21 protein-coding genes and 1 pseudogene are annotated in these 24,298 nt (G+C 65.0%); 14 read left to right on the top strand and 8 right to left on the bottom strand.

Annotated elements, in window-relative coordinates:
- From infB to Q0316_RS17025, 9 genes are all read left to right on the top strand, one after another.
- On the top strand, positions 1–1,172 hold a 1,172-nt coding region (infB, locus tag Q0316_RS17065; RefSeq protein WP_298674503.1), incomplete at its 5' end, for a translation initiation factor IF-2.
- 73 nt (positions 1,173–1,245) lie between these two features.
- On the top strand, positions 1,246–1,626 hold the full coding sequence (gene rbfA, locus Q0316_RS17060) for a 30S ribosome-binding factor RbfA (protein WP_298674502.1): 381 nt from the start codon (positions 1,246–1,248) through the stop codon (positions 1,624–1,626).
- A gap of 24 nt (positions 1,627–1,650) precedes the next feature.
- Positions 1,651–2,238 carry a thymidine kinase gene (locus tag Q0316_RS17055; protein WP_298674501.1) on the top strand — a complete coding sequence of 196 codons (588 nt, stop codon included), beginning with the start codon at positions 1,651–1,653 and terminating at the stop codon, positions 2,236–2,238.
- A 207-nt stretch (positions 2,239–2,445) separates the two neighbouring features.
- Positions 2,446–3,138: a site-2 protease family protein gene (locus Q0316_RS17050; RefSeq protein ID WP_298674500.1), complete on the top strand. Its 693-nt coding sequence runs from the start codon at positions 2,446–2,448 to the stop codon at positions 3,136–3,138.
- Positions 3,135–4,031: a tRNA pseudouridine(55) synthase TruB gene (gene truB, locus Q0316_RS17045; RefSeq protein WP_298674499.1), complete on the top strand. Its 897-nt coding sequence runs from the start codon at positions 3,135–3,137 to the stop codon at positions 4,029–4,031. Before Q0316_RS17050 ends, truB begins: the two co-directional genes overlap by 4 nt.
- Before the next feature lie 25 nt (positions 4,032–4,056).
- Positions 4,057–4,326, top strand: a complete 270-nt coding sequence (gene rpsO, locus Q0316_RS17040) for a 30S ribosomal protein S15 (protein WP_298674498.1) — start codon at positions 4,057–4,059, stop codon at positions 4,324–4,326.
- A 248-nt stretch (positions 4,327–4,574) separates the two neighbouring features.
- Positions 4,575–6,887: a polyribonucleotide nucleotidyltransferase gene (gene pnp, locus Q0316_RS17035; protein WP_298674497.1), complete on the top strand. Its 2,313-nt coding sequence runs from the start codon at positions 4,575–4,577 to the stop codon at positions 6,885–6,887.
- 187 nt (positions 6,888–7,074) lie between these two features.
- On the top strand, positions 7,075–8,136 hold the full coding sequence (locus tag Q0316_RS17030; protein ID WP_298674496.1) for a class I SAM-dependent methyltransferase: 1,062 nt from the start codon (positions 7,075–7,077) through the stop codon (positions 8,134–8,136).
- A gap of 66 nt (positions 8,137–8,202) precedes the next feature.
- On the top strand, positions 8,203–8,883 hold the full coding sequence (locus Q0316_RS17025; protein ID WP_298674495.1) for a methyl-accepting chemotaxis protein: 681 nt from the start codon (positions 8,203–8,205) through the stop codon (positions 8,881–8,883).
- Between the two features lie 3 nt (positions 8,884–8,886).
- Here Q0316_RS17025 and Q0316_RS17020 read toward each other — a convergent pair whose 3' ends face one another.
- Positions 8,887–9,660 carry a class II aldolase/adducin family protein gene (locus Q0316_RS17020; RefSeq protein ID WP_298674494.1) on the bottom strand — a complete coding sequence of 258 codons (774 nt, stop codon included), beginning with the start codon at positions 9,658–9,660 and terminating at the stop codon, positions 8,887–8,889.
- A 142-nt stretch (positions 9,661–9,802) separates the two neighbouring features.
- On the opposite strand from Q0316_RS17020, the gene clpB reads away from it, so the two are divergent.
- Positions 9,803–12,382 carry an ATP-dependent chaperone ClpB gene (gene clpB, locus Q0316_RS17015; protein WP_298674493.1) on the top strand — a complete coding sequence of 860 codons (2,580 nt, stop codon included), beginning with the start codon at positions 9,803–9,805 and terminating at the stop codon, positions 12,380–12,382.
- A gap of 55 nt (positions 12,383–12,437) precedes the next feature.
- Here the strand turns inward: clpB and Q0316_RS17010 are convergent, their stop codons facing one another.
- Positions 12,438–13,403 (bottom strand): TauD/TfdA family dioxygenase, encoded by a 966-nt coding sequence (locus tag Q0316_RS17010; RefSeq protein ID WP_298674492.1) that lies wholly within the window; start codon positions 13,401–13,403, stop codon positions 12,438–12,440.
- A 48-nt stretch (positions 13,404–13,451) separates the two neighbouring features.
- Here Q0316_RS17010 and Q0316_RS17005 point away from each other — a divergent pair, with 48 nt between their 5' ends.
- Entirely contained in the window at positions 13,452–14,411 is a 960-nt protein-coding gene (locus tag Q0316_RS17005; RefSeq protein WP_298674491.1) for a hypothetical protein, read from the top strand.
- A 27-nt stretch (positions 14,412–14,438) separates the two neighbouring features.
- Here Q0316_RS17005 and Q0316_RS17000 read toward each other — a convergent pair whose 3' ends face one another.
- A complete protein-coding gene (locus tag Q0316_RS17000; RefSeq protein WP_298674490.1) occupies positions 14,439–15,731 on the bottom strand; it encodes an aspartyl/asparaginyl beta-hydroxylase domain-containing protein in 1,293 nt (430 codons plus the stop codon).
- 35 nt (positions 15,732–15,766) lie between these two features.
- Between Q0316_RS17000 and Q0316_RS16995 the strand changes: the two genes are divergently transcribed.
- Complete coding sequence (locus Q0316_RS16995) at positions 15,767–16,837, top strand: hypothetical protein (protein ID WP_298674489.1); 1,071 nt, start codon at positions 15,767–15,769, stop codon at positions 16,835–16,837.
- 18 nt (positions 16,838–16,855) lie between these two features.
- Here Q0316_RS16995 and Q0316_RS16990 read toward each other — a convergent pair whose 3' ends face one another.
- On the bottom strand, positions 16,856–17,131 hold the full coding sequence (locus Q0316_RS16990) for a hypothetical protein (protein WP_298674488.1): 276 nt from the start codon (positions 17,129–17,131) through the stop codon (positions 16,856–16,858).
- Between the two features lie 99 nt (positions 17,132–17,230).
- Between Q0316_RS16990 and Q0316_RS16985 the strand changes: the two genes are divergently transcribed.
- Positions 17,231–18,847 (top strand): tetratricopeptide repeat-containing sulfotransferase family protein, encoded by a 1,617-nt coding sequence (locus tag Q0316_RS16985; RefSeq protein WP_298674487.1) that lies wholly within the window; start codon positions 17,231–17,233, stop codon positions 18,845–18,847.
- Positions 18,848–19,059: 212 nt separating this feature from the next.
- Here Q0316_RS16985 and Q0316_RS16980 read toward each other — a convergent pair whose 3' ends face one another.
- The gene (locus Q0316_RS16980; protein ID WP_298674486.1) at positions 19,060–22,194 is read right to left on the bottom strand and encodes a TonB-dependent receptor; all 3,135 of its coding nucleotides are present in this window, start codon (positions 22,192–22,194) and stop codon (positions 19,060–19,062) included.
- A gap of 24 nt (positions 22,195–22,218) precedes the next feature.
- Here Q0316_RS16980 and Q0316_RS16975 point away from each other — a divergent pair, with 24 nt between their 5' ends.
- Complete coding sequence (locus Q0316_RS16975; protein ID WP_298674485.1) at positions 22,219–22,953, top strand: hypothetical protein; 735 nt, start codon at positions 22,219–22,221, stop codon at positions 22,951–22,953.
- Positions 22,954–22,992: 39 nt separating this feature from the next.
- On the opposite strand, the gene Q0316_RS16970 is transcribed toward Q0316_RS16975, so the two are convergent.
- The 3 genes and pseudogenes from Q0316_RS16970 to Q0316_RS16960 all read right to left on the bottom strand — a co-directional run.
- Positions 22,993–23,892, bottom strand: a complete 900-nt coding sequence (locus Q0316_RS16970) for a M23 family metallopeptidase (protein ID WP_298674484.1) — start codon at positions 23,890–23,892, stop codon at positions 22,993–22,995.
- Positions 23,889–24,089: a DUF2093 domain-containing protein gene (locus Q0316_RS16965; protein WP_298674483.1), complete on the bottom strand. Its 201-nt coding sequence runs from the start codon at positions 24,087–24,089 to the stop codon at positions 23,889–23,891. Before Q0316_RS16965 ends, Q0316_RS16970 begins: the two co-directional genes overlap by 4 nt.
- A 13-nt stretch (positions 24,090–24,102) precedes the next feature.
- Positions 24,103–24,298, bottom strand: a pseudogene (locus Q0316_RS16960) (exodeoxyribonuclease VII large subunit); the annotation flags it as partial.

Here is a 24,298-nt window from a genome sequence, read left to right as displayed (position 1 = left end):
TCGACAAGCACGAGGCCAATGCCCAGCGCGTGCGCGAGCGCCTGCTGGAGCATGAAGTGGTGGTCGAGGAAATGGGCGGCGACGTGCAGAACGTCGAGGTTTCCGCGCTGAAGAAGATCGGGCTCGATGAACTGATCGAGAAGATCCAGCTTCAGGCCGAACTGCTCGAACTGAAGGCGAACCCTGATCGCGCCGCCGAAGGCACCGTGATCGAGGCCAAGCTGGACAAGGGCCGCGGCCCCGTCGCCACCGTGCTCGTCACGCGCGGCACGCTGAAGGTCGGCGACGTGTTCGTCGTCGGCGCGGAAAGCGGCAAGGTCCGCGCGCTGGTCGACGACAAGGGCCGCCAGCTCAAGAAGGCGGAACCGTCGATGCCGGTCGAGGTGCTGGGCATTTCGGGCACGCCATCCGCCGGCGATCCGCTGCAGGTGGTGGAAAACGAGGCACGCGCCCGCGAAGTGGCGGAATATCGCCAGGGCGTGCTGACGCAGAAGCGCACCACCGCCGCGCCCGCCAGCCTGGAGAGCATGTTCTCCGCGCTGAAGGCCAATCAGGCGATCGAATATCCGCTCGTCGTGAAGGCCGATACGCAAGGCACGGTGGAGGCGATCGTCGCCAGCCTCAACAAGCTGTCGACCGACGATATCAAGGTGCGCATCCTCCATTCCGGCGTGGGCGGCATCACCGAAAGCGATGTGAACGTCGCATCAGCGTCGGGCGCGCCGATCATCGGCTTCCATGTCCGTCCCAATGCGAAGGCGCGCGAGATCGCCGACCGGCATCAGGTGGCGTTGAAATATTACGACATCATCTATGATCTGATCGACGAAATCCGCGCCGGCATGGCGGGCGAGCTTGGCCCGGAAGCGTTCGAAACGGTCGTCGGCCGCGCCGAAATCCGCGAGGTCTTCTCCGCCGGCAAGCACGGCAAGGCGGCAGGTCTGCTGGTGGTCGATGGTGCCATTCGCAAGGCGCTCAAGGCACGCATCACGCGCAACGACGTCATCATCTACAATGGCGAAATCGCGTCGCTGCGTCGCTTCAAGGATGATGTGGCGGAAGTGCGCGCGGGGCTGGAGTGCGGCGTGACATTCACGCAGAACTTCACCGACATCAAGGCCGGGGATTATCTCGAAACCTTCGAGGTCGAGCTGCGCGAACGGACGCTGTAAGGTTCGAAAACACCTGCCTGCCGGGCGCGGTCCGCCGCCCCGGCGGGCGGTCGTCCCGGTTGAAGGTCCAGCGATGCAAAAAGAACCGCAGGAACGATCCGTCCGCACGCTCCGCGTCGGCGAACAGGTGCGCCATGTCCTGTCCGAAGTGTTGCAGCGCGGCGACGTGCATGATGAAACGCTGGCGAGCCACCTCGTTTCGGTGACGGAAGTGCGCATGTCGCCCGATCTGCGCCACGCGACCGTGTTCGTGAAGCCGCTGCTGGGGCGCGACGAGGAAGCCGTGTTGAAGGCGCTCAGAACCAACACCGCCTTCCTCCAGCGCGAGGTCGCGCGGCGCATCAACCTGAAATATGCCGCGAAACTGAAATTCATCAGCGACGAAAGCTTCGACGAGGGCAGCCACATCGACGCGCTGCTTCGTGCGCCCGGCGTCGCGCGCGATCTCGACTGAAGACGCTTCGAAGGCGCGCGGGCGATGGCCAAGCTCTATTTCTACTATGCGTCGATGAACGCGGGGAAATCGACCACGCTGCTGCAGGCCGATTTCAACTATCGCGAACGCGGCATGGCGACGATGCTGTTCACCGCGGCGGTGGACGATCGCTTCGCCGCGGGCACGATCACCTCGCGGATCGGCCTTGCCGCCGCCGCGACGATGTTTGACCGCGCGACCGATATCGCCGCCACCGTGCTGGCGCGCCATGCGACCGGGGCGATCGCCTGCGTGCTGGTGGACGAAGCGCAATTCCTCACCGCAGCGCAGGTCGATCAGCTCGCGCGGCTCGCCGATACGCATGACATCCCGGTGCTGGCTTACGGGCTGCGCACCGATTTCCGTGGCGCGCTGTTCGAGGGATCGGCGCGGCTGCTCGCGCTCGCCGATGCGCTGATCGAGATCAAATCGGTGTGCGAATGCGGGCGCAAGGCGACGATGAACCTGCGCGTCGATGCCGATGGCCGCGCGGTGGCCGAGGGCCGCCAGACCGAGATCGGCGGCAACGATCGCTATGTCGCGCTGTGCCGCCGCCACTTCACCGCCGCGCTGGCAAAAGCGGGCGACTGATAAAGCGCCGCGCCCGCCTGTTCATCCGCCCCTCGGATTCAAGCTCGATCAGGACAGCGCCGTGATCGCACGGAGAAGTCCGCTGGTCGGCGTCGCTGCGTCGGTCACGATGCTTAAGCATCGCTCCCTCCTTGCTCCTTGCCTGATACCACAATCCGCGCCGTCACGCCGTTGTCCTGATCGAGTTTGAACCCTAGATCACACGCCATGAACCCCGATAACGTCTTCTATGCCGCGGCGGTGTGGATCATCCCGCTGGTGATCGCGATCGTCTTTCACGAGGTCGCGCACGGGCTGATGGCGCGCGCGCTGGGCGATCCCACCGCGCATGAGGAACGGCGGCTGAGCTTCAATCCGCTGCGCCATGTCGATCCGATCGGCACGGTCGTGCTGCCGCTGGCCCTCGCCATCGCCAAGGCGCCGGTGTTCGGCTGGGCCAAGCCCGTGCCGGTCCGCGCCGAGCGGCTGCGCAACCCACGCTGGGGCATGGTGGCGGTGGCGCTCGCGGGGCCGGCGATGAACCTGCTGCTCGCCGGCGTCGCCGCGGTGGCGATCGGCCTCGTCGCGGGCAATGCCATGGCGGACGGCGCGCCGCAGGGCGTGGCGGGATTCTTATGGGCCAACCTCACCAACTTCCTGCTCATCAACATCTTCCTCGCGGTGTTCAACCTGCTGCCGATTCCGCCATTCGACGGCGGGCATGTGGTGGAAGGCGTGTTGCCCCGCCCGCTCGCCTGGCAATGGGCGAAGCTGGCGCGGTTCGGCTTTCCGCTGCTGATCCTGTTGCTGGTGGTGGTGCCGATGGTGTTTCCGGGCGCCAGCATCGTCCAGCATATCGTCGGCCCGCCGGCGGACGCACTGATCCGCGTGTACCTCGGCTTCGCGAGCCTGTTCGCATGAACGGCTGGCTGATCCTCGACAAGCCGCTGGGGCTGGGCTCGACGCAGGCGGTGAGCGCGGTGAAGCGCGCGCTGCGCAGCGGCGGCTATGGCAAGGCCAAGGTGGGGCATGGCGGCACGCTCGATCCGCTGGCGACCGGCGTGCTGCCGATCGCGCTGGGCGAGGCGACCAAGCTTGCCGGGCGGATGCTCGATGGCGAGAAGACCTATGAATTCACGATCCGTTTCGGCGAGCAGACCGACACGCTCGACAGCGAAGGCCCGGTGATCGCGACGAGCGCGGTGCGCCCGACCGGCGCGGCGCTGGCCGGGGTGCTGCCACGCTTCACCGGCCCGATCGCGCAGGTGCCGCCGGCCTATTCCGCGCTGAAGGTGGACGGTGCGCGCGCCTATGATCTCGCCCGCGCCGGCGAGGAAGTGGCGCTGAAAAGCCGCGACGTGACGATCCACGCGCTGGCGCCCCGCACCGCCCCCGCGCCCGATGCCGCGCTCGATGAAATCACGCTGACCGCGCACGTATCCAAGGGCACCTATATCCGCAGCCTTGCGCGCGATATCGCGCTGGCGCTTGGAACAGTGGGCCACGTCACCTATCTAAGGCGCGTCAAGGCGGGGCCGTTCGATCTGTCTCATGCGATATCGCTGGACAAATTGGCCGAACTCGGTAATGGCCGCGCGCTTGAACAATCTCTCCTGCCGTTGAGGGCGGCGCTGGACGACATCCCGGCTCTCTCCCTCTCCCCCGACCAGGCAGGGGCGCTCCGCCAGGGACGCGTTCTGGCCGGGATTGCCGTCGACGATGGCCTCTGCCTCGCGCTGCTGGCCGATGTGCCGGTGGCGCTGGTGGATGTGGCGGACCGCGAGGTTCGCGTCGTCCGCGGCTTCAACCTGTGATGTGATGTCGAGGAAACAGAATTTTATGACGATTACCGCAGAGCGCCGTCAGGAAGTCATCAAGGAACATGCGCGCCAGGAAGGCGACACCGGCTCCCCCGAGGTGCAGGTCGCGATCCTCACGGAGCGCATCCGTAACCTGACCGAGCACTTCAAGGGCCACGCGAAGGACAATCACTCCCGCCGCGGGCTGCTGATGATGGTCAACCAGCGCCGCTCGCTGCTGGACTATCTCCGCAAGAAGGACGGGGCACGCTATCTCGCCCTGATCGCGAAGCTCGGTCTTCGCAAGTAACAAGGAAGGGCGCCCTCGCGGCGCCCTTCGCTTATTCGGGACAAGGCGCAATCCGGCACCCTGCCCGACCCAAAGCTCCCCCGTTCGCCCCAAGCTTGTCGAAGGGCTGCACTTCTTCTTCGGAAGCAAGGAAAGAAGGACAGGGCTTCGACAAGCTCAGCCCGAACGGGTTGGGGGAGCATCGCAAGAGCCGAAGGAAGGCTCGTAGGCCCCGGCCGGCATAGGGCCGCCGGAGTGAAGGAAATGAAATGTTCGACACCCAGAAGGTAAGCATCGAGTGGGGCGGAAAGACCCTGACGCTCGAAACCGGCCGCGTTGCCCGCCAGGCCGATGGCGCCGTGCTCGCGACGCTCGGCGAAACGGTCGTACTGTGCGCCGTCACCGCCGCCAAATCGGTGAAGGAAGGGCAGGATTTCTTCCCGCTCACCGTTCACTATCAGGAAAAATTCTCGTCCGCCGGGCGCATTCCGGGCGGCTTCTTCAAGCGCGAGCGTGGCGCGACCGAGCGTGAAACGCTCGTCAGCCGCCTGATCGACCGCCCGGTCCGCCCGCTTTTCCCGGAAGGTTTCTACAACGAGATCAACTGCATCGCGCAGGTGCTCTCCTATGACGGCGAGAATGAGCCGGATATCCTGGCGATGGTCGCCGCGTCCGCCGCGCTCACCATCTCCGGCGTGCCGTTCATGGGGCCGATTGGCGCTGCGCGCGTCGGCTACAAGAACGGCGAATATCAGCTCAACCCGACCGACGCCGAAGTGGCCGAGGGCGAACTCGATCTGGTCGTCGCCGCGACGCAGGACGCGGTGATGATGGTCGAATCCGAAGCGAAGGAGCTTTCGGAGGAAGTGATGCTGGGCGCGGTGCTGTTCGCGCACAAGGCATCGCAGCAGGTGATCGACGCGATCATCGACCTCGCCGAAAAGGCCGCCAAGGAGCCGTGGGAACTCCCCGCCGGTGACGACAAGGCCAAGCTGAAGGCGGATCTCAAGAAGCTGATCGGCAAGGACATCACCGCCGCCTACAAGCTGACCGACAAGCAGGCGCGCCAGACCGCGCTGGGCGAGGCGCGCAGCAAGGCGAAGGCCGCGATGGCCGACAAGCCCGCGCAGGAACAGCTCGTCGCCGCCAAGTTGGTGAAGAAGCTGGAGGCGGATATCGTCCGCACCGCGATCCTGAAGGACGGTCGCCGCATCGACGGGCGCAGCACCACGCAGGTGCGCCCGATCGCGTCGGAGGTTCACTTCCTGCCGCGTGCCCATGGCTCGGCGCTGTTCACGCGCGGCGAGACGCAGACGATCGCCACCACCACGCTCGGCACCCGCGATGCGGAGCAGATGATCGACGGGCTGAACGGCCTCTCCTACCAGCATTTCATGCTGCATTATAACTTCCCGCCCTATTCGGTCGGTGAAGTGGGCCGCTTCGGCGCGCCGGGTCGTCGCGAAGTCGGCCACGGCAAGCTGGCGTGGCGCGCGCTGCATCCGGTGCTGCCGTCGAAGGAGGAATTCCCCTACACGATCCGCGTCACCAGCGACATCACGGAGAGCAACGGCTCGTCCTCGATGGCAACGGTGTGCGGCGGCAGCCTCGCGCTGATGGATGCCGGCGTGCCGATCAAGCGCCCGGTTTCGGGCATCGCGATGGGCCTGATCCTTGAGGGCAAGGATTTCGCGATCCTTTCCGACATCCTTGGCGACGAGGATCACCTCGGCGACATGGACTTCAAGGTGGCCGGCACGTCCGAAGGCATCACCACGATGCAGATGGACATCAAGATCGCCGGCATCACCAAGGAGATCTTCGAAGCCGCGCTGGCGCAGGCGAAGGACGGTCGCGCGCATATCCTCGCTGAAATGAACAAGGCGCTGGGCGAAACCCGCACCGAGCTTTCCGCCCATGCCCCGCGGATCGAGACGATGCAGATCGACAAATCGAAGATCCGCGACGTGATCGGCACCGGCGGCAAGGTGATCCGCGAGATCGTCGCCACCACCGGCGCGAAGGTCGATATCGACGACGAGGGCGTCATCAAGATCAGCTCGTCGGACGGCGCGCAGATCGAAGCGGCGATGAACTGGATCAAGGGCATCGTCGAGGAGGCCGAGGTCGGCAAGATCTACAACGGCAAGGTCGTCAACCTCGTCGATTTCGGCGCGTTCGTGAATTTCATGGGCGGCAAGGACGGCCTCGTCCACGTTTCCGAGATCAGGAACGAGCGCGTCGAGAAGGTCTCCGACGTTCTGAGCGAAGGCCAGGAAGTCAAGGTCAAGGTGCTTGAGATCGACCAGCGCGGCAAGGTCCGCCTGTCGATGCGCGTCGTCGATCAGGAAACCGGCGCCGAGCTGGAAGATACCCGCCCTGCGCGCGAGCCGCGCGGCGATCGCGGTGATCGTGGCCCGCGCCGCGATGGTGGCGATCGTGGCGGTGATCGCGGTGGCCGTGGTGGCGATCGTGGCCCGCGCCGTGATCGCGGCCCGCGTCGTGAGCGCGACGAAGGCGGCAAGGACGACGGCCCCGCGCCCGAGTTCGCCCCGGCCTTCCTGACTGGCGACCGCGACTGATCGCACGCCCCTTAAAGGCAAAATGACGAAGGCCCCGGCAGCGATGCCGGGGCCTTTTTCGTTGCGCGCCCTCCCCTGCTCCCGGCGCGGCGTGGCGGTTTCCACCAATTCACCGGCCGCGCGCCGATGTGATATTTTCCGCCGCGCTCTCCCAGACGGGAAGACCGGGAAATCACAGGAGCGGATCATGTCCGCAGCGATCAACGAAACGAAATTGCACGCCTTTGTGGGAAAGATGCTGGGCGATCTGGGCGGCGCGATGAGCGTGCCCACCGTGCGGCTGGGCTTTCGGCTGGGGCTGTTCGATGCGCTTTCCTCCACGCCCGCCACAGCCGCCGAACTCGCGCGGAAGGCGGGTGGCCTGCACGAACGATATGTGCGCGAATGGGCGCTGGCGCAGGCGGCGAACGGCTATATCGACTTCGATCCCGCGACGGACAGGTTCAGCCTGTCGCCTGAACAGGCGATGGTGTTCCAGAATCCGGACAGCCCGGTCTATCTGGCCGGCGCGTTCGAACTCGTCGCCGCGATGATCGAGGCCGAGCCGAGGGTCGAGGAAGTTTTTCGCAACGGGCGCGGCGTGCGCTGGGGCGATCATGCCGGCTGCCTGTTCTGCGCGACAGGCGCCTTCTTCCGCCCCGGCTATGTCAACAATATCGTGCAGTCGTGGATTCCCGCGCTGGATGGCGCGGAGACGAAGTTGCGCGCGGGCGCGAAAGTGGCGGATGTCGGATGCGGGGTGGGCTTTTCCACGCTGTTGATGGCTGAGGCCTATCCCGAAAGCACGTTCATCGGCTATGATTTCCACGAGCCGTCGATCGAGGAAGCGCGCCGCCATGCCGCGAACCACGGGCTGAACGGGCGCGTTCGCTTCGAAATCTCCACCGCGAAGGAGATTGCGGAACGCGATTTCGATCTCATCACCATGTATGATTGCCTGCACGACATGGGCGATCCGCGCGGATGCGCCGCGCATATGCGCCGCATCCTCGCACCCGGTGGACGCTGGATGATCGTGGAACCGATCGCGGGCGACAGCCCTGAGCAAAACCTCAATCCGGTCGGTCGGCTCTATTACAACGCCTCGACCATGATCTGCGTGCCGACATCGCTCGATCAGGAGGTCGGCGAAGGGCTTGGCGCGCAGGCGGGCGAAGCCAGGCTGGCCGGGATCATCCGCGAAGGCGGGTTCGCGAACGTCCGGCGCGCCACCGAAGGGCCGTTCAACATGGTGCTTGAAGCGAGTTAGGCCGGCTCCCTTACGGCGGGTTAACCAATTTTGCTTATCGCTCGATCGAACAGCAGCGGAGTGCCAATGCCGGACTCACCGTCTCTCGCCACGCAACGGGCGGAAGCAGCATGGATCGCGATCAACGCCAGTCAGGCGATCGCCGAATTCTCGCCGGACGGGCTCCTGATCGACGCCAACGAGATTTTCCTCGCCGCGCTCGGCTATTCGCTCACCGATGTGATACACAAGCATCATCGCCAGTTCTGCGACGCGCAAACATACCAGAGCGCGGATTATGCGGTGTTCTGGCAAAACCTCGCCAGCGGTCAATTCAACAAGGGCCTGTTCAAACGCATCGCCAGGGACGGGAGCGACGTCTATCTCCAGGCGGTTTACACCCCGGTGCGCGATACATCCGGCCGGGTCGACCGCATTCTGAAAATCGCGTCCGATGTGACGCAACAGGTGAGCGAGCGCGAGATGCACGCGCGGCTGCAGGAGGAGCAGCGCTTCCATGCCGAATTGCAGAGCCGGAAAGCCGCGCTGGAATCCACCGTCGCGCAACTCACCGAGGTCGTCTCCTATGTCGGCGAGATCGCGCAGCAGGCCAATCTGCTCGCGCTCAACGCGCGGATCGAAGCCGCGCGCGCCGGGCAGGCGGGGCAAGGCTTCGCGGTCGTCGCCGATGAAATGAAGCGGCTCGCGTCAAGCACGCGGGCAGCGACGGAGCACGCCCGCGCCATGACCGCGCCCGCGCTCGCCTGAGGCTCAGTCCCGGAAGCTCGGGTCGATCCGATCAAGCTTCCTGAGCAGTGCGGGCCAGGCCAGCTTCTCGGCGAGCATCCCCATGCCCTTGGGCGCCGATTGCCGCGCCACCTTATCCTCCACGCCCTGCGGCGGATTGTTGAGATTATCCTTGCCGGCGGAGAGCATCAGCACCTGCGCCTCGCACGCACGCTCCAGGAAATAGAGCCGCAGGAAACATGCCCCCACGCTCTCCCCGACCGTCAGCGTGCCGTGGTTGCGCAGGATCATCGCGTGCTTGTCGCCGATGTCGGCGACCAGCCGTTCGCGCTCGTCAAGGTCCGTCGCGATGCCCTCATAGTCATGATAGGCAACGTCATGCCCGGCGATCATCGAGGTCTGGGTGTGCGGCAACAGCCCGAATTCCATCGCCGACACCGCCTGCCCGTGTGGCGTATGCAGGTGCATCACCGCATGGGCATCCTCACGCGCCATGTGGATCGCGGAGTGGATCGTGAAGCCCGCGGGATTGACCGGGTGCGTCGTCGGGCCAACGGGATTGCCTTCCACGTCGATCTTGACGAGGCTGGAGGCGGTGATCTCCTCGAACATCATGTCATAGGGATTGATGAGGAAATGATGCTCCGGCCCCGGCACGCGCGCGGAAAGGTGCGTGAAGATCAGATCGTCCCAGCCATAATAAGCGACAAGCCGGTAAGCCGCCGCGAGATCGACCCGCGCCTCCCACTCGCCGGGGGCATAATGCGGCTTGCTGTCGACGGTCGCCAGGGTGGCCATGAGTCGCTCTCCTGTTTCGAATTTCACATTTCGATTAGCAACTCTTGTACCGCCAATCCGTTGCCACCTCCACTGTCATTGCCGCACCCCCTTGTGTGGTAAAAATACAACATTACATCCCTGCCATCTCTAGGGGAGCATCATGAACCTCGAAAAATTCACTGACCGCGCCAAGGGTTTCCTGCAATCCGCGCAGACCGTTGCGATCCGCATGAACCATCAGCAGATCACGCCCGAGCACCTGCTCAAGGCGCTGCTGGAGGACGAACAGGGCATGGCCGCCGGGCTGATCCAGTCGGCGGGCGGCGATGCGCGCCGCGCGGCAAGCGAGACCGATCTCGCGCTGTCCAAAATTCCCGCCGTCTCCGGTTCCGGCGCGCAACAGTCCCCCGGCCTCAATAACGATGCCGCACGCGTGCTGGATGCAGCAGAGCAGATCGCCCAGAAATCGGGCGATTCCTATGTCACGGTCGAGCGGCTGCTCGTCGCCCTCGCGCTCGCGCTCAACACCCCTGCCGGCAGGGCGCTGAAGGCAGCCGGCGTCACGCCCGAGGCATTGAACAGCGCGATCAACCAGCTTCGCGGCGGGCGCACCGCCGACACGGCTTCCGCCGAGGATCGCTATGACGCGCTCAAGAAGTTCGCGCGCGATCTCACGCAGGCGGCGAAGGACGGGAAGCTCGATCCGGTGATCGGTCGCGACGAGGAAATCCGCCGCACGATCCAGATTCTCGCGCGCCGCACCAAGAATAACCCGGCCCTGATCGGCGAACCCGGCGTCGGCAAAACGGCGATCGCGGAAGGGCTGGCGCTGCGCATCGCCAATGGCGACGTGCCCGATACGCTCAAGGGCCGCACCTTGATGGCGCTCGACATGGGAGCGCTGATCGCGGGCGCGAAATATCGCGGCGAGTTCGAGGAGCGGCTGAAAGGTGTGCTTGACGAGGTGAAGGCCGCCGAGGGCGATATCGTGCTGTTCATCGACGAGATGCACCAGTTGATCGGCGCCGGAAAATCCGAAGGCGCGATGGATGCGGGCAATCTGCTCAAGCCCGCGCTGGCGCGGGGCGAACTGCATTGCGTCGGCGCGACCACGCTCGACGAATATCGCAAATATGTCGAGAAAGACCCCGCCTTGCAGCGGCGCTTCCAGCCGGTGTTCGTCGGCGAGCCGACCGTGGAGGATACGATCTCGATCCTGCGCGGATTGAAGGATCGCTACGAACTCCACCACGGCGTGCGCATCACCGATGGCGCGATCGTCGCCGCCGCGACGCTCAGCAATCGTTACATCACCGATCGCTTCCTGCCCGACAAGGCGATCGACCTGATGGACGAGGCGGCGAGCCGCATCCGCATGGAGGTGGAAAGCAAGCCCGAGGAGATCGAAACGCTCGATCGCCGTATCATCCAGCTCAAGATCGAGCGCGAGGCGCTGAAGAAGGAAAGCGACGACGCCTCGAAGGACCGGCTCGCCAATCTGGAGAGCGAACTCGCCAATCTCGAACAGCAATCGGCCGAACTGACCCGGCGCTGGCAGGCGGAGAAGGACAAGATCGGGGCCGAGGCGAAGCTGAAGGAACAGCTCGACGCCGCCCGCACCGCGCTGGAGCAGGCGCAGCGCGAGGGCAATCTCGCGCGCGCGGGTGAGCTATCCTACGGCACGATCCCCGCGCTCACCAAGCAGCTTGAGGAGGCGCAGGGCGCCGCCAAGGGCGCGATGCTGCGCGAGGAAGTGACCGCCGACGATATCGCCAATGTCGTCAGCCGCTGGACCGGCGTGCCCGTCGATCGGATGCTGGAGGGCGAGCGCGAGAAACTGCTGAAGATGGAGGAGGTGATCGGCAAGCGCGTGATCGGCCAGGCCGATGCGGTGCGCGCCGTCTCCACCGCGGTGCGCCGCGCGCGCGCCGGGCTGCAGGATCCGAACCGCCCACTTGGCTCGTTCCTGTTCCTCGGGCCGACGGGCGTGGGCAAGACCGAACTGACCAAGGCGCTGGCCGAATTCCTGTTCGACGATGCCAATGCGATGGTGCGCATCGACATGAGCGAATTCATGGAGAAGCACGCCGTGTCGCGGCTGATCGGCGCACCGCCGGGCTATGTCGGCTATGAGGAAGGCGGCGTGCTGACCGAGGCGGTGCGGCGGCGCCCCTATCAGGTCGTGCTGTTCGACGAGGTGGAGAAGGCGCACGGCGACGTGTTCAACGTGCTGCTCCAGGTGCTCGACGATGGGCGGCTGACCGACGGCCAGGGCCGCACGGTCGATTTCTCGAACACGCTCATCATCCTGACTTCGAACCTGGGCAGCCAGTATCTCGCCAATCTCGGCGAGGGCGAGGATGTCGAAACGGTCGAGCCGCAGGTGATGGACGTGGTCCGCGCGCATTTCCGCCCGGAATTCCTGAACCGGCTGGATGAGATCATCCTGTTCCACCGGCTGGGGCAGGCGCATATGGGGCCGATCGTGGATATCCAGATCGCGCGCGTGCAGAAGCTGCTGGCGGACCGCAAGGTGACGCTGGCGCTGAGCGATGCGGCGCGCGCATGGCTGGGCCGTGTCGGCTATGATCCGGTCTATGGCGCCCGCCCGCTGAAACGCGCGGTGCAACGCTATCTGCAAGATCCGCTCGCCGAGATGATCCTGCGCGGCGACGTGAAGGACGGCGCGACGGTGAATGTCGATGAGGGAGACGGGAAGCTCGCGCTGACGGTGGGATAACGCCACCGCCGCGCCCCGCGCCATCGCGTCAACCGGCCAACCGTTTCCGCCTGATTTACCTCGGCAAATCGGGCGGGAACGGCGGCTGGAAATCCTGTTTCCGCCAGATCGGATCAGCCGGCTCCTCCGGGTCCGGGCGCGCGAAACGGAGATAGCCGAAATAGGTCGCGATCAGGCGTTCGCCCGGATCGGTGATCGCGGTGCGCCCGTGCATGAAGCGCGTATTATCCAGCATCAGCACATCGCCGTTACGCCAGCCGACCGGCACCTTCAGCCCATCGCCGGTGGCCTTGATCGCCTGAAGCCAGGGTTCGGGAACGGGATAGCCGTCATCGAGCAGCGGGAAATCGGGCCGATTGTTGTTGAAGCGGGCGAACAGCAGAAAATTGCCGAACGCCGGCGCATCGACGAACATCGGGCGATGGAGCATCGGTCGGGTGAAAATCCGGACGATCTGCCCTTCCAAACGGCGGAAATGATAGGGGCAGGACGGCGGCGGTGAGAGAAGTTGCTGATCGCTCGGCGCGCGCGTGCCAAGCCAGAACTCAAGCAATTCCGGCCATGTCGCCTTGATATAGAGCAGCCGGCGCCCTTCCAGCAGCGATCGCAATTGTTCCGGCAGTTCGCGAACCAGTTGCACGCCATCGCATATCGTCGTCTGCCCCCCCGTTGTGGGCGCCGAAAGGCAACAGAACATCGCCAGATCCGGCTTCCACGGCTCACGCGAAAGCTCCGGATGAAGCGAAAACTCCCGAACGCCGCCGTCAACCGTGTGTATATTGGCATCCGCGTCGATCGCCTGCCGCCCCGGGCTTTCGTTCAGCACCGAGGTGGATGAGAAAATCCGCGTGAATTGCCTGAACTGCGCGACATCGGCGTCAAAACCGCGAAACAGCAACGCGCCATGATCTTTGTAGAGTTCAATGATCGTCGCCGAATCGAGCGAGAGAATGGTCTCTCCATCGTTCGCTTCGATCACGACCTGCGGGCGCTCTCGCGTCGGAAGGTGAATTTGCGGCATGATCGCGGGGATAGCCGCTTCCGCAGGGGCAAGCTATACCCCCGCGCGATGACGCTGACCCTCGACGAACTGTTCTCCTCCCCGGATCATTTTCTGCATTCGTTCGATGCGGGCGACGCGATTTTCGTGCCGATGGATCGGGCGGCCTATCAGCGATCCATATTTCTGGATAACCGCATTTCACCTGCCAGCGATGGCGCGATGCGGCTTCCCGTCGCGGCGATCGCCGGAAACATCCCGCCGGCGCAATCGGCCGGCTGGATTTTCCATATCGCGCATTGCGGATCGACCCTGCTGGCGCGCGCGCTCGATTTTCTCGGCGGCAATCTCGTCTTGCGGGAGCCGCTCGCGCTGCGGCAACAGGCGCTTGCGCCCGATCCGGCGCGGCTGGCGTTGACGCGGGCGATGCTCGGCAAACGCTATCGCCCGGAATTGCCGACATTGATTAAGGCCAATGTGCCGGTGAATTTCCTGCTGCCGGCGATCAGGCCGGTGCGGGCAATCATGCTGTTCGCCACGCTGGAGGATTATCTGCTCGCGATCCTGCGGAGCGAGAACCATCGCGACTGGGTGAAGCGCGTAACCACCCAGCTCGGCGCGCATCTGGGCGAAATCGGCGAACTGTCCATCGCGGAGCGCGCCGCCGCGCTTTGGCATGGGCAGATGAAGGCATTCGAGCGCGCATTGGCCGCCTCCCCCGATGCCCGCACGCTCGACGCCGAATCCTTCTTCAATGATCCGCTGCCGACGCTGACGGCCAGCGCGCGTCATCTGGAGATTGACGCTACAACCGAGGCATTGCGCGAGGTGGTTTCCGGGCCACTGTTCTCATCCTATTCCAAGCAGCCGTCGGTTCCGTTCGACAATGATGCCCGGCTCGCGCGACGTGATGCGCTCGTCGCGACGCTGGCGCCGGAGATCGCCGCCGCGCGCGCATGGGTGGAGCAGGCGACAAACGGTGATGCGGGCGTTCCAGCCGCGATCGCGAACGCGCAACTCGGCATCTGACCTTGCCAACGCCCGGCGCACCGGCCTTCAATCCGAAACGCTGATCCCCTGCCCGGCGAGATCGCGGTTCACCAATGAAATCTCGTGGAATTTGCGCAGCATCTTCCGCTCGGTTTCGGAAATATACGGATTCCACACATCGAAGATCAGAATCGCCCGCGCATGATCGGAGCGGTTCCACGCCTCATGCTCGATCGTATCATCGAACACCCAGGCCTTCCCCTCCTCCCACGCCCGCGTCTCACCCCCGACACGGAATTCGCAGCCTTGTGGCACGATCAACGGCAGATGGACGATCGAGCGGACATTGCTGACGCCGGTATGCGCGGGCAGATGCGCACCGGGGCGCAGGATCGAAAAGAAGACGGTCGGCGTGCTCCCCGGAAGGTCGGACAAGGGCAGCGCGGCGACCGCCTCCGCCGTCCGCGGCGCGCGCGCGCAGGCTGCTTCATTGCGCTTGCCATCCTTCCACAGATGCAGCGCCCCCCAGGCGAGCGAGCCATCCAGCGCGGTCCATTTGTTGGCGGGCGTTCCGGATTTCATGTTTACATAGGGCAGGATCACGCCCGCCTCTTCCGCGAGGATCGCCTCAAGCTCGGCGCGGATGATCGCGGTCTTCGCCTCAATTTCCTCCAGCCACGGGAAATGCTCGCGATCGAAGAATTCGTCGGCGGGCAGGAACGGAAAGTGCATTCCGGCGCATTGATTGATGTAGATGCTGCGCCGGCCAAGCACATGATTGATGCACGCGTCGAATCGGCGCGTCTCGCGCGCATCGAATTCCTCGCGCAGCGCCGCCAGCCCCTCGTCGGTTACAGCGGCGAAACGCGCCTGATCGCGCGCCACATAATCCCGCGCGCGGGCGAGCAATTCATCGAGCGCGGGGGATCGCTCATCAATCATCGCGCCCATCGCGACCACGCCGCGCCAACGCTCCGCCGCCAGCGCATTTTCCCCCGTCCGTTCGTGAAGCTCGGCCAGGCGCACCAGCGCCATGAAGTGCCGCTGATCGAGCGAAAGCGCGCCTTCCAGCGCCGCGCGCTCGCCCGTCGCATCGCCCAGCCGGCGATATGCCGTCGCCAGGTTCATCTGGAGATCGGGCGATTGCGGATCGGCGCTGATGGAGCGGCGAAACCAGCCGACCGCGGCGGCGTGGTCGCCACTCGTCAGCGACATCATGCCAAGCGCATTGAGCGCGCCGGCCTGCTCGCCCGCCCCCGCCAGTATCTGATGATAAAGGCGCGCGGCCTCCTCCGGGCGGCCCGCCTCGCCCGCGCGCCGGGCCGCTACCAGCAATTGCTGAATTTCGATCTGTTCCACGCCGCCGACGCTATACGCCCGCTCAAGGCTAGACAATGCGGGGAACGATCGCGCACGATCGGGGGATGAACCCGTCATCGGCGAAGGCCGTCTCCACATCAGAATTGATTCAGGATCCTTCCTGGCTCGCCCATCGCTACGATCCGGGGCAGGATATGATCCATCTGCGGCGGGTGCCGCGCTCCGCTTATGACGCGGCGACATTCCTCACCGACGAACATCTGCCTGCAAGCGAGGAACGCATCGCCCGGCGCACCGATCTGCGGATCGAGGCGCTCGCGCCGGCGCGGCAGCATTTCATCTTTCACTCGGCTTATTGCTGCTCCACGCTGCTCGCCCGCGCACTTGATCGCCCCGGCCACGCGCTGACGATGAAAGAGCCGGTCATCCTCAACGACATGATCGGGTGGCGCAGGCGGGGCGAGCCGGGAGTCGATCAGGCGGTGGCGTTGCGGGATATGCTGTCCCTCCTCGCCAGGCCATTCGATCCGGCGGAGGCGGTGATCCTGAAGCCGTCGACCGTGGCGAACGGCATCGCCGCCGCGATGATGAGCCTGAGGAGCGACGCCAACGCGCTGCTGCTCCACGCGCCGCTACGCACCTATCTCGCCTCGATCGCCAGCAAGGGGCTGGAGGGCCGATTATGGGTCCGCACCATGCTGGTGGGGATGCTCGACGATCGGCTGATTGATCTCGGCTTTTCGCCGCGCGACTATCTGGGGCAAACCGATCTGCAGGTCGCGGCGGTCGGCTGGCTCGCGCATCAGAAACTGTTCGCCGATCTCGTCGCCCGCTTCGGGCGCGCGCGCATCCGCACGCTGGATAGCGAGCGACTATTGGCCGCGCCGGAGGCGACCCTCGCCCGGCTGAACGACTTCTTCGGCCTCGGGCTGGATCAACCCGCGATCCGCGCGATCGCGGAAAGCGACGTGTTCCGGCGCCACGCCAAATTCGATACCGCATTCGATGCCGATGCCCGGCGCGCGCTGCATGACGGCGCGGCGCAGCACCATGCCGATGAAATCGAGAAGGTGGCGATATGGGCCGAAGTGGTCGCCCGTGGCGCGGGAATCAGCCTTTCGCTCGATGCCGCGCTGCTCGATTGAGCGGGGCGGCAAACCCGATCAGCATTGGCCGCCGTTCCCGCTCGTGCGGCATGAATCAATGCCCGGCTGCGATTTGATATTCTCGCGATCGCGTTCCCAATCCAATTTGGTCTTGCAGATGCGATAGCCGCGAACGAGCGAGCCGGTTTCCACGAAACGCTTGCAGATCATCTTGTCGCGATTGTCGCTGGCACGCTCGGGCGCGTCCGTTCCGTTCTGTGGCGTTACCGCTTTCGCCAGCGCCGGAGCAACGCCAACCGCCGATAGCAAAAGCAGAATTCCTAGCGCCTTCATGTACATCCCTCCGCCTGAAAAATACTTGCGAGAACCATAATCCCGGACGAGGATTTTCGCTATATGCCAATCCCCAGCGGATCATTTCAACGGGCCGGAATGAAAAAACCACAGGATTATCGCGCGTCGGTCGAACAGGAATTGTCCCTCGGCAATCTGGTGAACGCGGCCAAATTCGCCGAACGCGCCCTTTCCGCCGGCCAGACACACCCGCTGTTCCTCAACCTGGCGGCATGGCGGCGCGAGGAGATGGGGGATTACGCCAAGGCGCATGAGCTGTTGCGGCGCGCGCTCGCGATCAGCCCGTCGGACCCGCTGATTCTCGGCTCCATAGGCGCGGTTCTGCGCAAGCAGGGTTTTCTTGAGGAGGCGCTTTCCGTGCTCGATCGCGCGCTGGCGATCGAGCCGCGCCACGCCGCCGCGTGGCTGGAGCGCGGCTATGTGCTCGATGCGCTGCGCAATGCCACCGGGGCGACCGACAGCTATGAACGCGCGCTCGCGCTTGACGGGCAACTCGCGCCCGCGTTCGGCAAGCTCGCCGATGCGGCGGCGCGGCGCGGCGATGCCGCCGATGCGCGTGATCGTGCCGCGCGCGCGCTGGCGCTGAACCCGCTCGAACCCGCCGCGATATCCGCGCTCGCGATCCTCGATATCGAGGCGCGCGACGGCAAGGCCGCCGCCGATCGGCTGAAACCGCTGCTCGCGAGCACATTGGTTCCCGAAGATCGCATTCGCGCGCTGACCTTGCAGGGCGATGCGCTGGATCGGCAGGATCGCGTCGATGATGCGTTCAAATCATATCAGGCGGCACAAAGCTGCTTCGCCGAAACCTATCGCGCATTGCTTGCGCCGCGCGCGGATCGCCCGTCGCATCGTGCGTTCATCGAGAAAATCCGCGAACAGGTCGAGGTGACGGACAGCGTATCGGCGCCGCCGGAAACCGACGAATGCCGCGCAGGCTCGGCGGAAAACCATATCTTCCTGCTCGGCTATCCCCGTTCGGGCACCACGCTGGTGGAGAATATCCTCGCCAGCGCGCCCGGCGTCGTCGCGCTCGAAGAACGCGATACGTTCGGCGGGATCGACGAGCATCTGATGCGCAACGATGGCGTGATGCCCGATCTCGATCGGCTCGATCCGGCGCTCGCCACGACGCTGCGCCAGTCTTACTGGTCTCGCGTCAGGCAGATGGGTGGCGATGTCAGCGGGCGGACGTTCGTGGACATGAATCCGTTCAACGCCATCAAATTGCCGATCATCGCGCGGCTTTTTCCGCGCGCGCGCGTCATCATCATGCGCCGCGATCCGCGCGATATCGTGCTGAGCTGCTTCCGGGTGAATTTCACGCCGGGCACGGCGGCCTGGGCGTTCAGCGATCTGATCGAAACCGCGCGGCATTATGATGCGATGATGCGGCTGATTGAGGCGTGCCGCGAACGGCTTGCGCTGCCTTTTCACGAACTGCGCTACGATCGGCTGGTGGGTGATTTCGAAACCACGGTGCGCGCGCTGGCGGCATTCGCCGGGCTGGACTGGACCGACGATTTCAAATCATTCGACCGGACCGCCAGCAGACGCGGCGTGCGCACGGCGAGCGAAACGCAGGTCCGCAAGGGGCTGTACAACGGCGGGGGGCAGTGGCGCCGTTACGAGCGGCAACTGGCGCCGGCCTTCACGATCCTGCAGCCGTGGATTTCCCGCTTCGGATCGGAATAAGGCGCAAACTCGATCGGGACAACGCCGCGACAAAGCGGTTTCCCGTGCCAGGCGCGGCGCGGGAACGAAGCAATGCGCCAACCATCATGAGCGACGGAAACCGTCGCCGCCGCGCGCACCCTAACCCGCCCTGTTAGCCAACGCAATCTTCCGGCAAAAAGAAAAGGCGGGCCAAACGACCCGCCTTTCCATTTCCAGTTCCGGTATTTCGATCAGAACTTCAGGCGCGCACCCATCGCGAACCGGCGCCCGAGGGCGTCGTAGGTCGACGGGAAGGTGTTGCCGCTGTTGTACGAGGTCGAACCAATGGTGCCACCAACCATCGGCGGATCCTTGTCGAACAGGTTCATCACGGTGACCGTGAAGTCGAAATTCTCCGACACGCTGAAGCGGGCCGAAAGATCGAAGTAGTTATACGCCGGGATCTTGCTGAAATCGACCTTCTGGCCGTTCAGGATACCGCCGCTAAGCGTACCGTTCGGGTTGCCGCCGTTCGGCGTGGCCGCCGAGAAGGCGTTGACACCCGGCTCGGCGCGCATCGAGTCGAGGTGGCGCCACAGCAGCGACAGATCGACATTGCCGAAGCTGAGCGTGGTGCGCTGGTTCCAGGTGAACTTCGGCTGGAGCGAACCCGCCGACGACGACGGACCGGCCGAACCCGGCGAACCGCAGTTCTGGCTGTAGAAGCCGACGCACTCGCGGTTATCGGTGACCGGCAGCGCAAGGCCAGCGCCGATCGGCGCACCGGCCGGCACGACGGTGCCGGGGGTAAGCGCCTGGAACTGCGAACGGCTCGTCCAGTTGCCCATGAAGCTCATGTTGAGCTTCGCGAAGCCGAGATCGCGGCGATAATTGATGCCGAGATCAATGCCGTCCGTCAGGATCTTGCCGGAGTTGGTCGACGGGAACAGCAGGCCCTGCGTGGTGGCGGGGTCACCGTCCAGGCCGCCCGTCGCCGGGTTACGCTTGAACAACTTGCAGATCGGGTTGTTGACGTTCGCCGCCGTTCCGCTGTTGTTGCCGAAGCAGCCCGTGATGAGGTCGCCCGGAACCGGCTGCGAGATCGCGTTCTTCACCCGGATATTGTAATAATCCACGGTGATCGACAGCCCCGGCACGAAGCGCGGCTGCAGCACGAGGCCCAGCGTGAAGCTGTCCGACGTTTCCGGCCGCAGATAGGTGCCGCCCGAAGTCGTCGCGTTCGCCTGGCCCGCGGTCGGGTTCTGGATCGAACCGATCGTTGCCGCCGTCGCGCCCTGCATGATGCAGACAGCATAGAGGTTCGGGTTGGTCGCCACCGCAGGGTTCGACGCACGGCACGGATCAACCGCGAGGTTGGTCAGCCCGGTGTTCAGCGGCGAGAACAGTTCGGCGATGTTCGGCGCGCGAACCGCACGCTGATAATCGCCGCGCAGCTTGATGCCATCCACCGGCTCCCACGTGCCGCCCGCCTTGTAGGTGGTCGTGTTGTAGCTCGGGTTCGACGGCGCATCGACGCTGTACGACGAATAACGGATGCCGGCTTCGAGCGTGAGGGACTTGAAGAACGGCTTGTTCGCCACGATCGGCGCGTTGATTTCGCCGTACACTTCCTTCACGTCATAGCCGCCGCTGAAATTCGGCGTCGCGCCACCGGCGCCACCGAGTTCACCCGCCGTCTGCGACAGGCTGTCCGCCGTCTGGCTCGCCTTATACTTACGATATTCGGCGCCGAGCGCGAAGCCGACCGCATTGTCGGCCCATGGCAGGGTAAGCCCGAAATCACCGCTCAGCAGCGCGCGGGCCTGCGCCAGCGAGGTCAACTGCGCCGTGCCAGCCGCCGCCGTCAGATACGGAACCTGATTGGGCAGGATCGAGCCATTGGCGCCGAAGATGTTGACGGGAACGCAGCCCGTCCCCGCATTGGTCGCCGCGCCGGAATTGGCGAGCGGCGGCAGCGCCGGGTTCGGGTTCGGAACCGTCGGCGAGGCACCGAGATTGCAGCTCGTCGCGCTGGTGGTGTAAACCGCGGTGCGCAGACGCGAGATCAGCACGTAGTTCGACTGGGTCTGCCGGTTTTCCGATTCGCCATAAGCGCCGGACAGATCGAGCGACATCGTGTCTGTGACGCCGATCTTCACGCCAGCGCGATAATCGAAGAACTGCGTGACGAATTGCGACAGACGCGACCCGACCTCGGGCATACGGCGCCCGACCGTCGTGTTGAACGTGCGGAAGTTGGGATCGTTCGGATTGGTCGCCAGCGCCGCCGCGTCGCACTGCGCCTGCGTAAGCCCGTTGGCGCCGCAGAACTGATTACGGGCGGCGGTGGGCAGATAGGGGTTGCTGTACGGGATGGTCAGCAACTGCCCGAACACGCCCGACGGCGCGATGATCGTCTCGACCTTGTTCTTCGAGAACATGCCGCGCGCATAAACTTCGACATTGTCGGCCACGTCATAATGGCCGGCCGCATAGATGTTGTAGCGCTCGAACGGCACCTGGAACACGTTGAACGGGTTGAAGTTAAATCCGTCCGTCGAGCCCTTGTACGGGCGCAGCGCGCCAGTCGCCGGGATGATCGTGTTATAGCCCTGCCCCGGAAGCGTGAAACGGCCCGGAACGGTCGTGCCCGAACCGCCGACGCTGCCCGAGGTGGAGGTGTAGTTGTTGAGCGAGATGCGGCGCGCGCCCTGATAGACCGGATCGGCCTTCTGATAGCCGAGCGACAGCACGACGTTGCCGCGCCCGTCATCCAGGTTCGCGCCGATCGTCACGTCGCCACGGAAGGTCTTGCCATCGCCGCGCCCGGTGATCTGGTTCGAAACCGATGCTTCGACGCCGGAGAAATCACGACGCGTCACGAAGTTGATGACGCCCGACACCGCGTCCGCGCCATAGGTGGTCGCGGCGCCGCCGGTCAGCGTGTCGACGCGCTCGACCAGCGCGAGCGGGACGTTGTTGAGATCGACGCGGCCAACCGTGCTCGACGGGGTGATGCGCACGCCATCAAGCAGCACGACGTTGCGGAAGTTGCCGAGGCCGCGAAGGTCGGCATAGGACGAGCCGCCGTTGCCGTTGTTCACCGCCGAGCCGATGCTCGGCACCGCACCCGGAAGATCGCGCAGCACCTGCTCCGCGGTGTTCGTCTGGCGAAGGTTGAGTTCGTCCGAGTTGACCACCGAAACCGGCGTCGACGACACGAGATTGGGATTGCGGATCAGCGAGCCGGTGACGACGATATCGCCAGCGGTATCCGTCGTCGCGGCCTGCGGGGCTTCGGTCTGCGCGAACGCGGCGGGCGAGGCCACCGCGGCGCCGACAAGCAATGTCGTCGCAAGCAACTGCGACCGATATGGCAACATCATTCTGTATCCCCTTAACTTTCGGCGTTGCGCCGTTATTCGTACTTTTTGCGCGCCGCGCGCAGGCGAACCCACGGCGACATGGGCCGAGACACTAGCAGTTCACAGGTCGACAGCAATCACACTTGGCCGCGCAATGAAATTTCGCGGCGACACTGTAGTAGATACGCAACACAAGGCGGCCTTGCGCCGACCGGTCGCTCCCCTTACCCTTGCCGCCGAAATCGAGGCCATATGATGCAGATCAGATATCTCGCCGCGCTCGCCATCGCACCGGCAATCTTGTCCGCCCAGAACGCTTATGCGGATGCCGGCGCCAGCGCGGACAATGCGACAGGCCGGATGCTCAATGCCATTTCGGAATGCCGGAAGATCGCGAACGACGCGTCGCGGCTCGCCTGTTTCGAGCGTTTCGCCACCTCTTTGGAAGCGTCGATATCGAAAGAAGATTTCAAGATCGTCGACAAGAATGATGTGAGGAACATCAAGAAATCACTGTTCGGATTCGCCTTGCCGCGGGTCGATCTGTTCGGCAGCAAGGAACCGTTCGTGGAAATAAATTCCACGATCGCATCGGTGCGCCCGGTCAACGATGACCGCATACAGATCACGCTTTCCGATAACGACGCCACCTGGCAGACGACCGATCCGGTCAATTTCCCGCCAAAGCCAGGAAGCGCGATCCGCATCAAGAAGGGCGCGCTCGGCAATTATTTCATTTTCATCGACGGGAAGAATTATCGCGGCGCAAGGATCAGGTAACTCGCCTCGCGCCCCCGTTACCCGCGCGATTCTTACGGCCTATCGCGCCATCGCCCCGGCGAGCAGCATGGGATCAATCCGCCTGCCCTGCCACATCATCGCCCAGTGCAGATGCGGCCCCGATGCGCGGCCAGTGGCGCCGACGAGGCCGATCTCCTGCCCCTGGCGAACATGCTCGCCAACCTTCACCGCGATCTTCGACAGATGGAGGAAGGCGCTGTTCAGCCCCATGCCATGGTCGATCATCAGCAGATTGCCCTCCAGCGTGAAGGGCGCCGTGGCGGCGAGAATCACCACGCCGTCGGCGGGCGCAACGACGGGGGCGCCAGCCGGCTTCGCCACGTCCACGCCGCCGTGATACGCCCCCGGCTCCCCGCGATAGATGCGTTGCGCGCCAAACAGGCCGGAAATGCGCCCGGTCGCGGGCCAGATGAAATGCTGCCGCCAGCCTTGCGCGTCGGTGCGGGTTTCGCGCGCCGCCCTGATCTCAGCCAGTTCGGGTGGACGGCGGCGCGCGAATTCGGCGCTCGGCACCGGCGTTTTGGCGACGGTATCGAGGCGCTCGATCCGCCAGTCACCGGGCGCGATCTCAAGCTCCTGCGTCACCTGCCGCCCGTCGGCGAGCGTCGCGGCGAGCGTAGCGCGCGGGGCGGCATCGCGATCGAATGCGATGATGAAGCGATGGTCCGGCGCGACGCCGATCGGTGATCCGTCGAGCGAAAGCGCGATCGCCCCCGCCGGCGCGGTGCCGAGCATCACCGCCCCCTGCCGCGCGGTGCCGGATAGAGCGAAGCGCGGCAGCGGCAACGAAGCGGGCGGCGGCGGCGCGGGCGGTGCCAGCTTCCGCACGGGCGCGGGCGGATCGACCGGCGGCGAGACGCATCCCGCGGCGGCAGTCATCAGCGCCGCCGCGCCCAGCCACCGGCCCGCGCCGGTCATTGCGGCGAGAGCGCCTCGGTCGCCAGCGTGGCGGAGGCGAAGGCGCGCTGCCCCTCTATGTCCCAATAACGCAGATCCTCCAGCGCGATCCGCGCGCCCGATACCGCGCAGACGACGTGATCGCCCGGCACGAGCACGCGGAAACCGTTGGGGAGATAATGCAGCCGCGCGGGGCGATCGGTATTGGACATCAGCATCGGATCAGGAAACTCACAGCAACGAAGGTTGTTCGGGTGGTGGCGGAGCATAGGCACGCGAACGCGCGCCCTCAACCTTGGCATCGACCGTGCCGTCGCGGAAGTGGAGCGTCACGCCCCCCGCGCCGCGCGCCGCCGCGACCGTCGCCACGGTGGCGCCGCCGCGCGCGGTGACGCGGGCATAGCCGCGCTGGAGCGGCGCATCGGGA

This window comes from uncultured Sphingomonas sp. (assembly GCF_937871615.1).
GTDB lineage: Bacteria > Pseudomonadota > Alphaproteobacteria > Sphingomonadales > Sphingomonadaceae > Sphingomonas.
This window is presented reverse-complemented; position numbering and strand designations above follow the sequence as displayed.

What these genes read in the sequence shown, in the direction of transcription:
- Q0316_RS17030 (WP_298674496.1), top strand. Translation starts at nt 7,075, where the DNA reads ATGTCCGCAGCGATCAACGAAACGAAATTGCACGCCTTTGTGGGAAAG.
- Q0316_RS17050 (WP_298674500.1), top strand. Translation starts at nt 2,446, where the DNA reads ATGAACCCCGATAACGTCTTCTATGCCGCGGCGGTGTGGATCATCCCG.
- Q0316_RS16985 (WP_298674487.1), top strand. Translation starts at nt 17,231, where the DNA reads ATGAAAAAACCACAGGATTATCGCGCGTCGGTCGAACAGGAATTGTCC.
- truB (WP_298674499.1), top strand. Translation starts at nt 3,135, where the DNA reads ATGAACGGCTGGCTGATCCTCGACAAGCCGCTGGGGCTGGGCTCGACG.
- Q0316_RS16990 (WP_298674488.1), bottom strand. Translation starts at nt 17,131, where the DNA reads ATGAAGGCGCTAGGAATTCTGCTTTTGCTATCGGCGGTTGGCGTTGCT.
- rpsO (WP_298674498.1), top strand. Translation starts at nt 4,057, where the DNA reads ATGACGATTACCGCAGAGCGCCGTCAGGAAGTCATCAAGGAACATGCG.
- Q0316_RS16965 (WP_298674483.1), bottom strand. Translation starts at nt 24,089, where the DNA reads ATGCTGATGTCCAATACCGATCGCCCCGCGCGGCTGCATTATCTCCCC.
- Q0316_RS17025 (WP_298674495.1), top strand. Translation starts at nt 8,203, where the DNA reads ATGCCGGACTCACCGTCTCTCGCCACGCAACGGGCGGAAGCAGCATGG.
- rbfA (WP_298674502.1), top strand. Translation starts at nt 1,246, where the DNA reads ATGCAAAAAGAACCGCAGGAACGATCCGTCCGCACGCTCCGCGTCGGC.
- Q0316_RS17005 (WP_298674491.1), top strand. Translation starts at nt 13,452, where the DNA reads ATGACGCTGACCCTCGACGAACTGTTCTCCTCCCCGGATCATTTTCTG.
- pnp (WP_298674497.1), top strand. Translation starts at nt 4,575, where the DNA reads ATGTTCGACACCCAGAAGGTAAGCATCGAGTGGGGCGGAAAGACCCTG.
- Q0316_RS17055 (WP_298674501.1), top strand. Translation starts at nt 1,651, where the DNA reads ATGGCCAAGCTCTATTTCTACTATGCGTCGATGAACGCGGGGAAATCG.
- Q0316_RS16980 (WP_298674486.1), bottom strand. Translation starts at nt 22,194, where the DNA reads ATGATGTTGCCATATCGGTCGCAGTTGCTTGCGACGACATTGCTTGTC.
- Q0316_RS16970 (WP_298674484.1), bottom strand. Translation starts at nt 23,892, where the DNA reads ATGACCGGCGCGGGCCGGTGGCTGGGCGCGGCGGCGCTGATGACTGCC.
- Q0316_RS17010 (WP_298674492.1), bottom strand. Translation starts at nt 13,403, where the DNA reads ATGCCGCAAATTCACCTTCCGACGCGAGAGCGCCCGCAGGTCGTGATC.
- Q0316_RS17020 (WP_298674494.1), bottom strand. Translation starts at nt 9,660, where the DNA reads ATGGCCACCCTGGCGACCGTCGACAGCAAGCCGCATTATGCCCCCGGC.
- clpB (WP_298674493.1), top strand. Translation starts at nt 9,803, where the DNA reads ATGAACCTCGAAAAATTCACTGACCGCGCCAAGGGTTTCCTGCAATCC.
- Q0316_RS16995 (WP_298674489.1), top strand. Translation starts at nt 15,767, where the DNA reads ATGCGGGGAACGATCGCGCACGATCGGGGGATGAACCCGTCATCGGCG.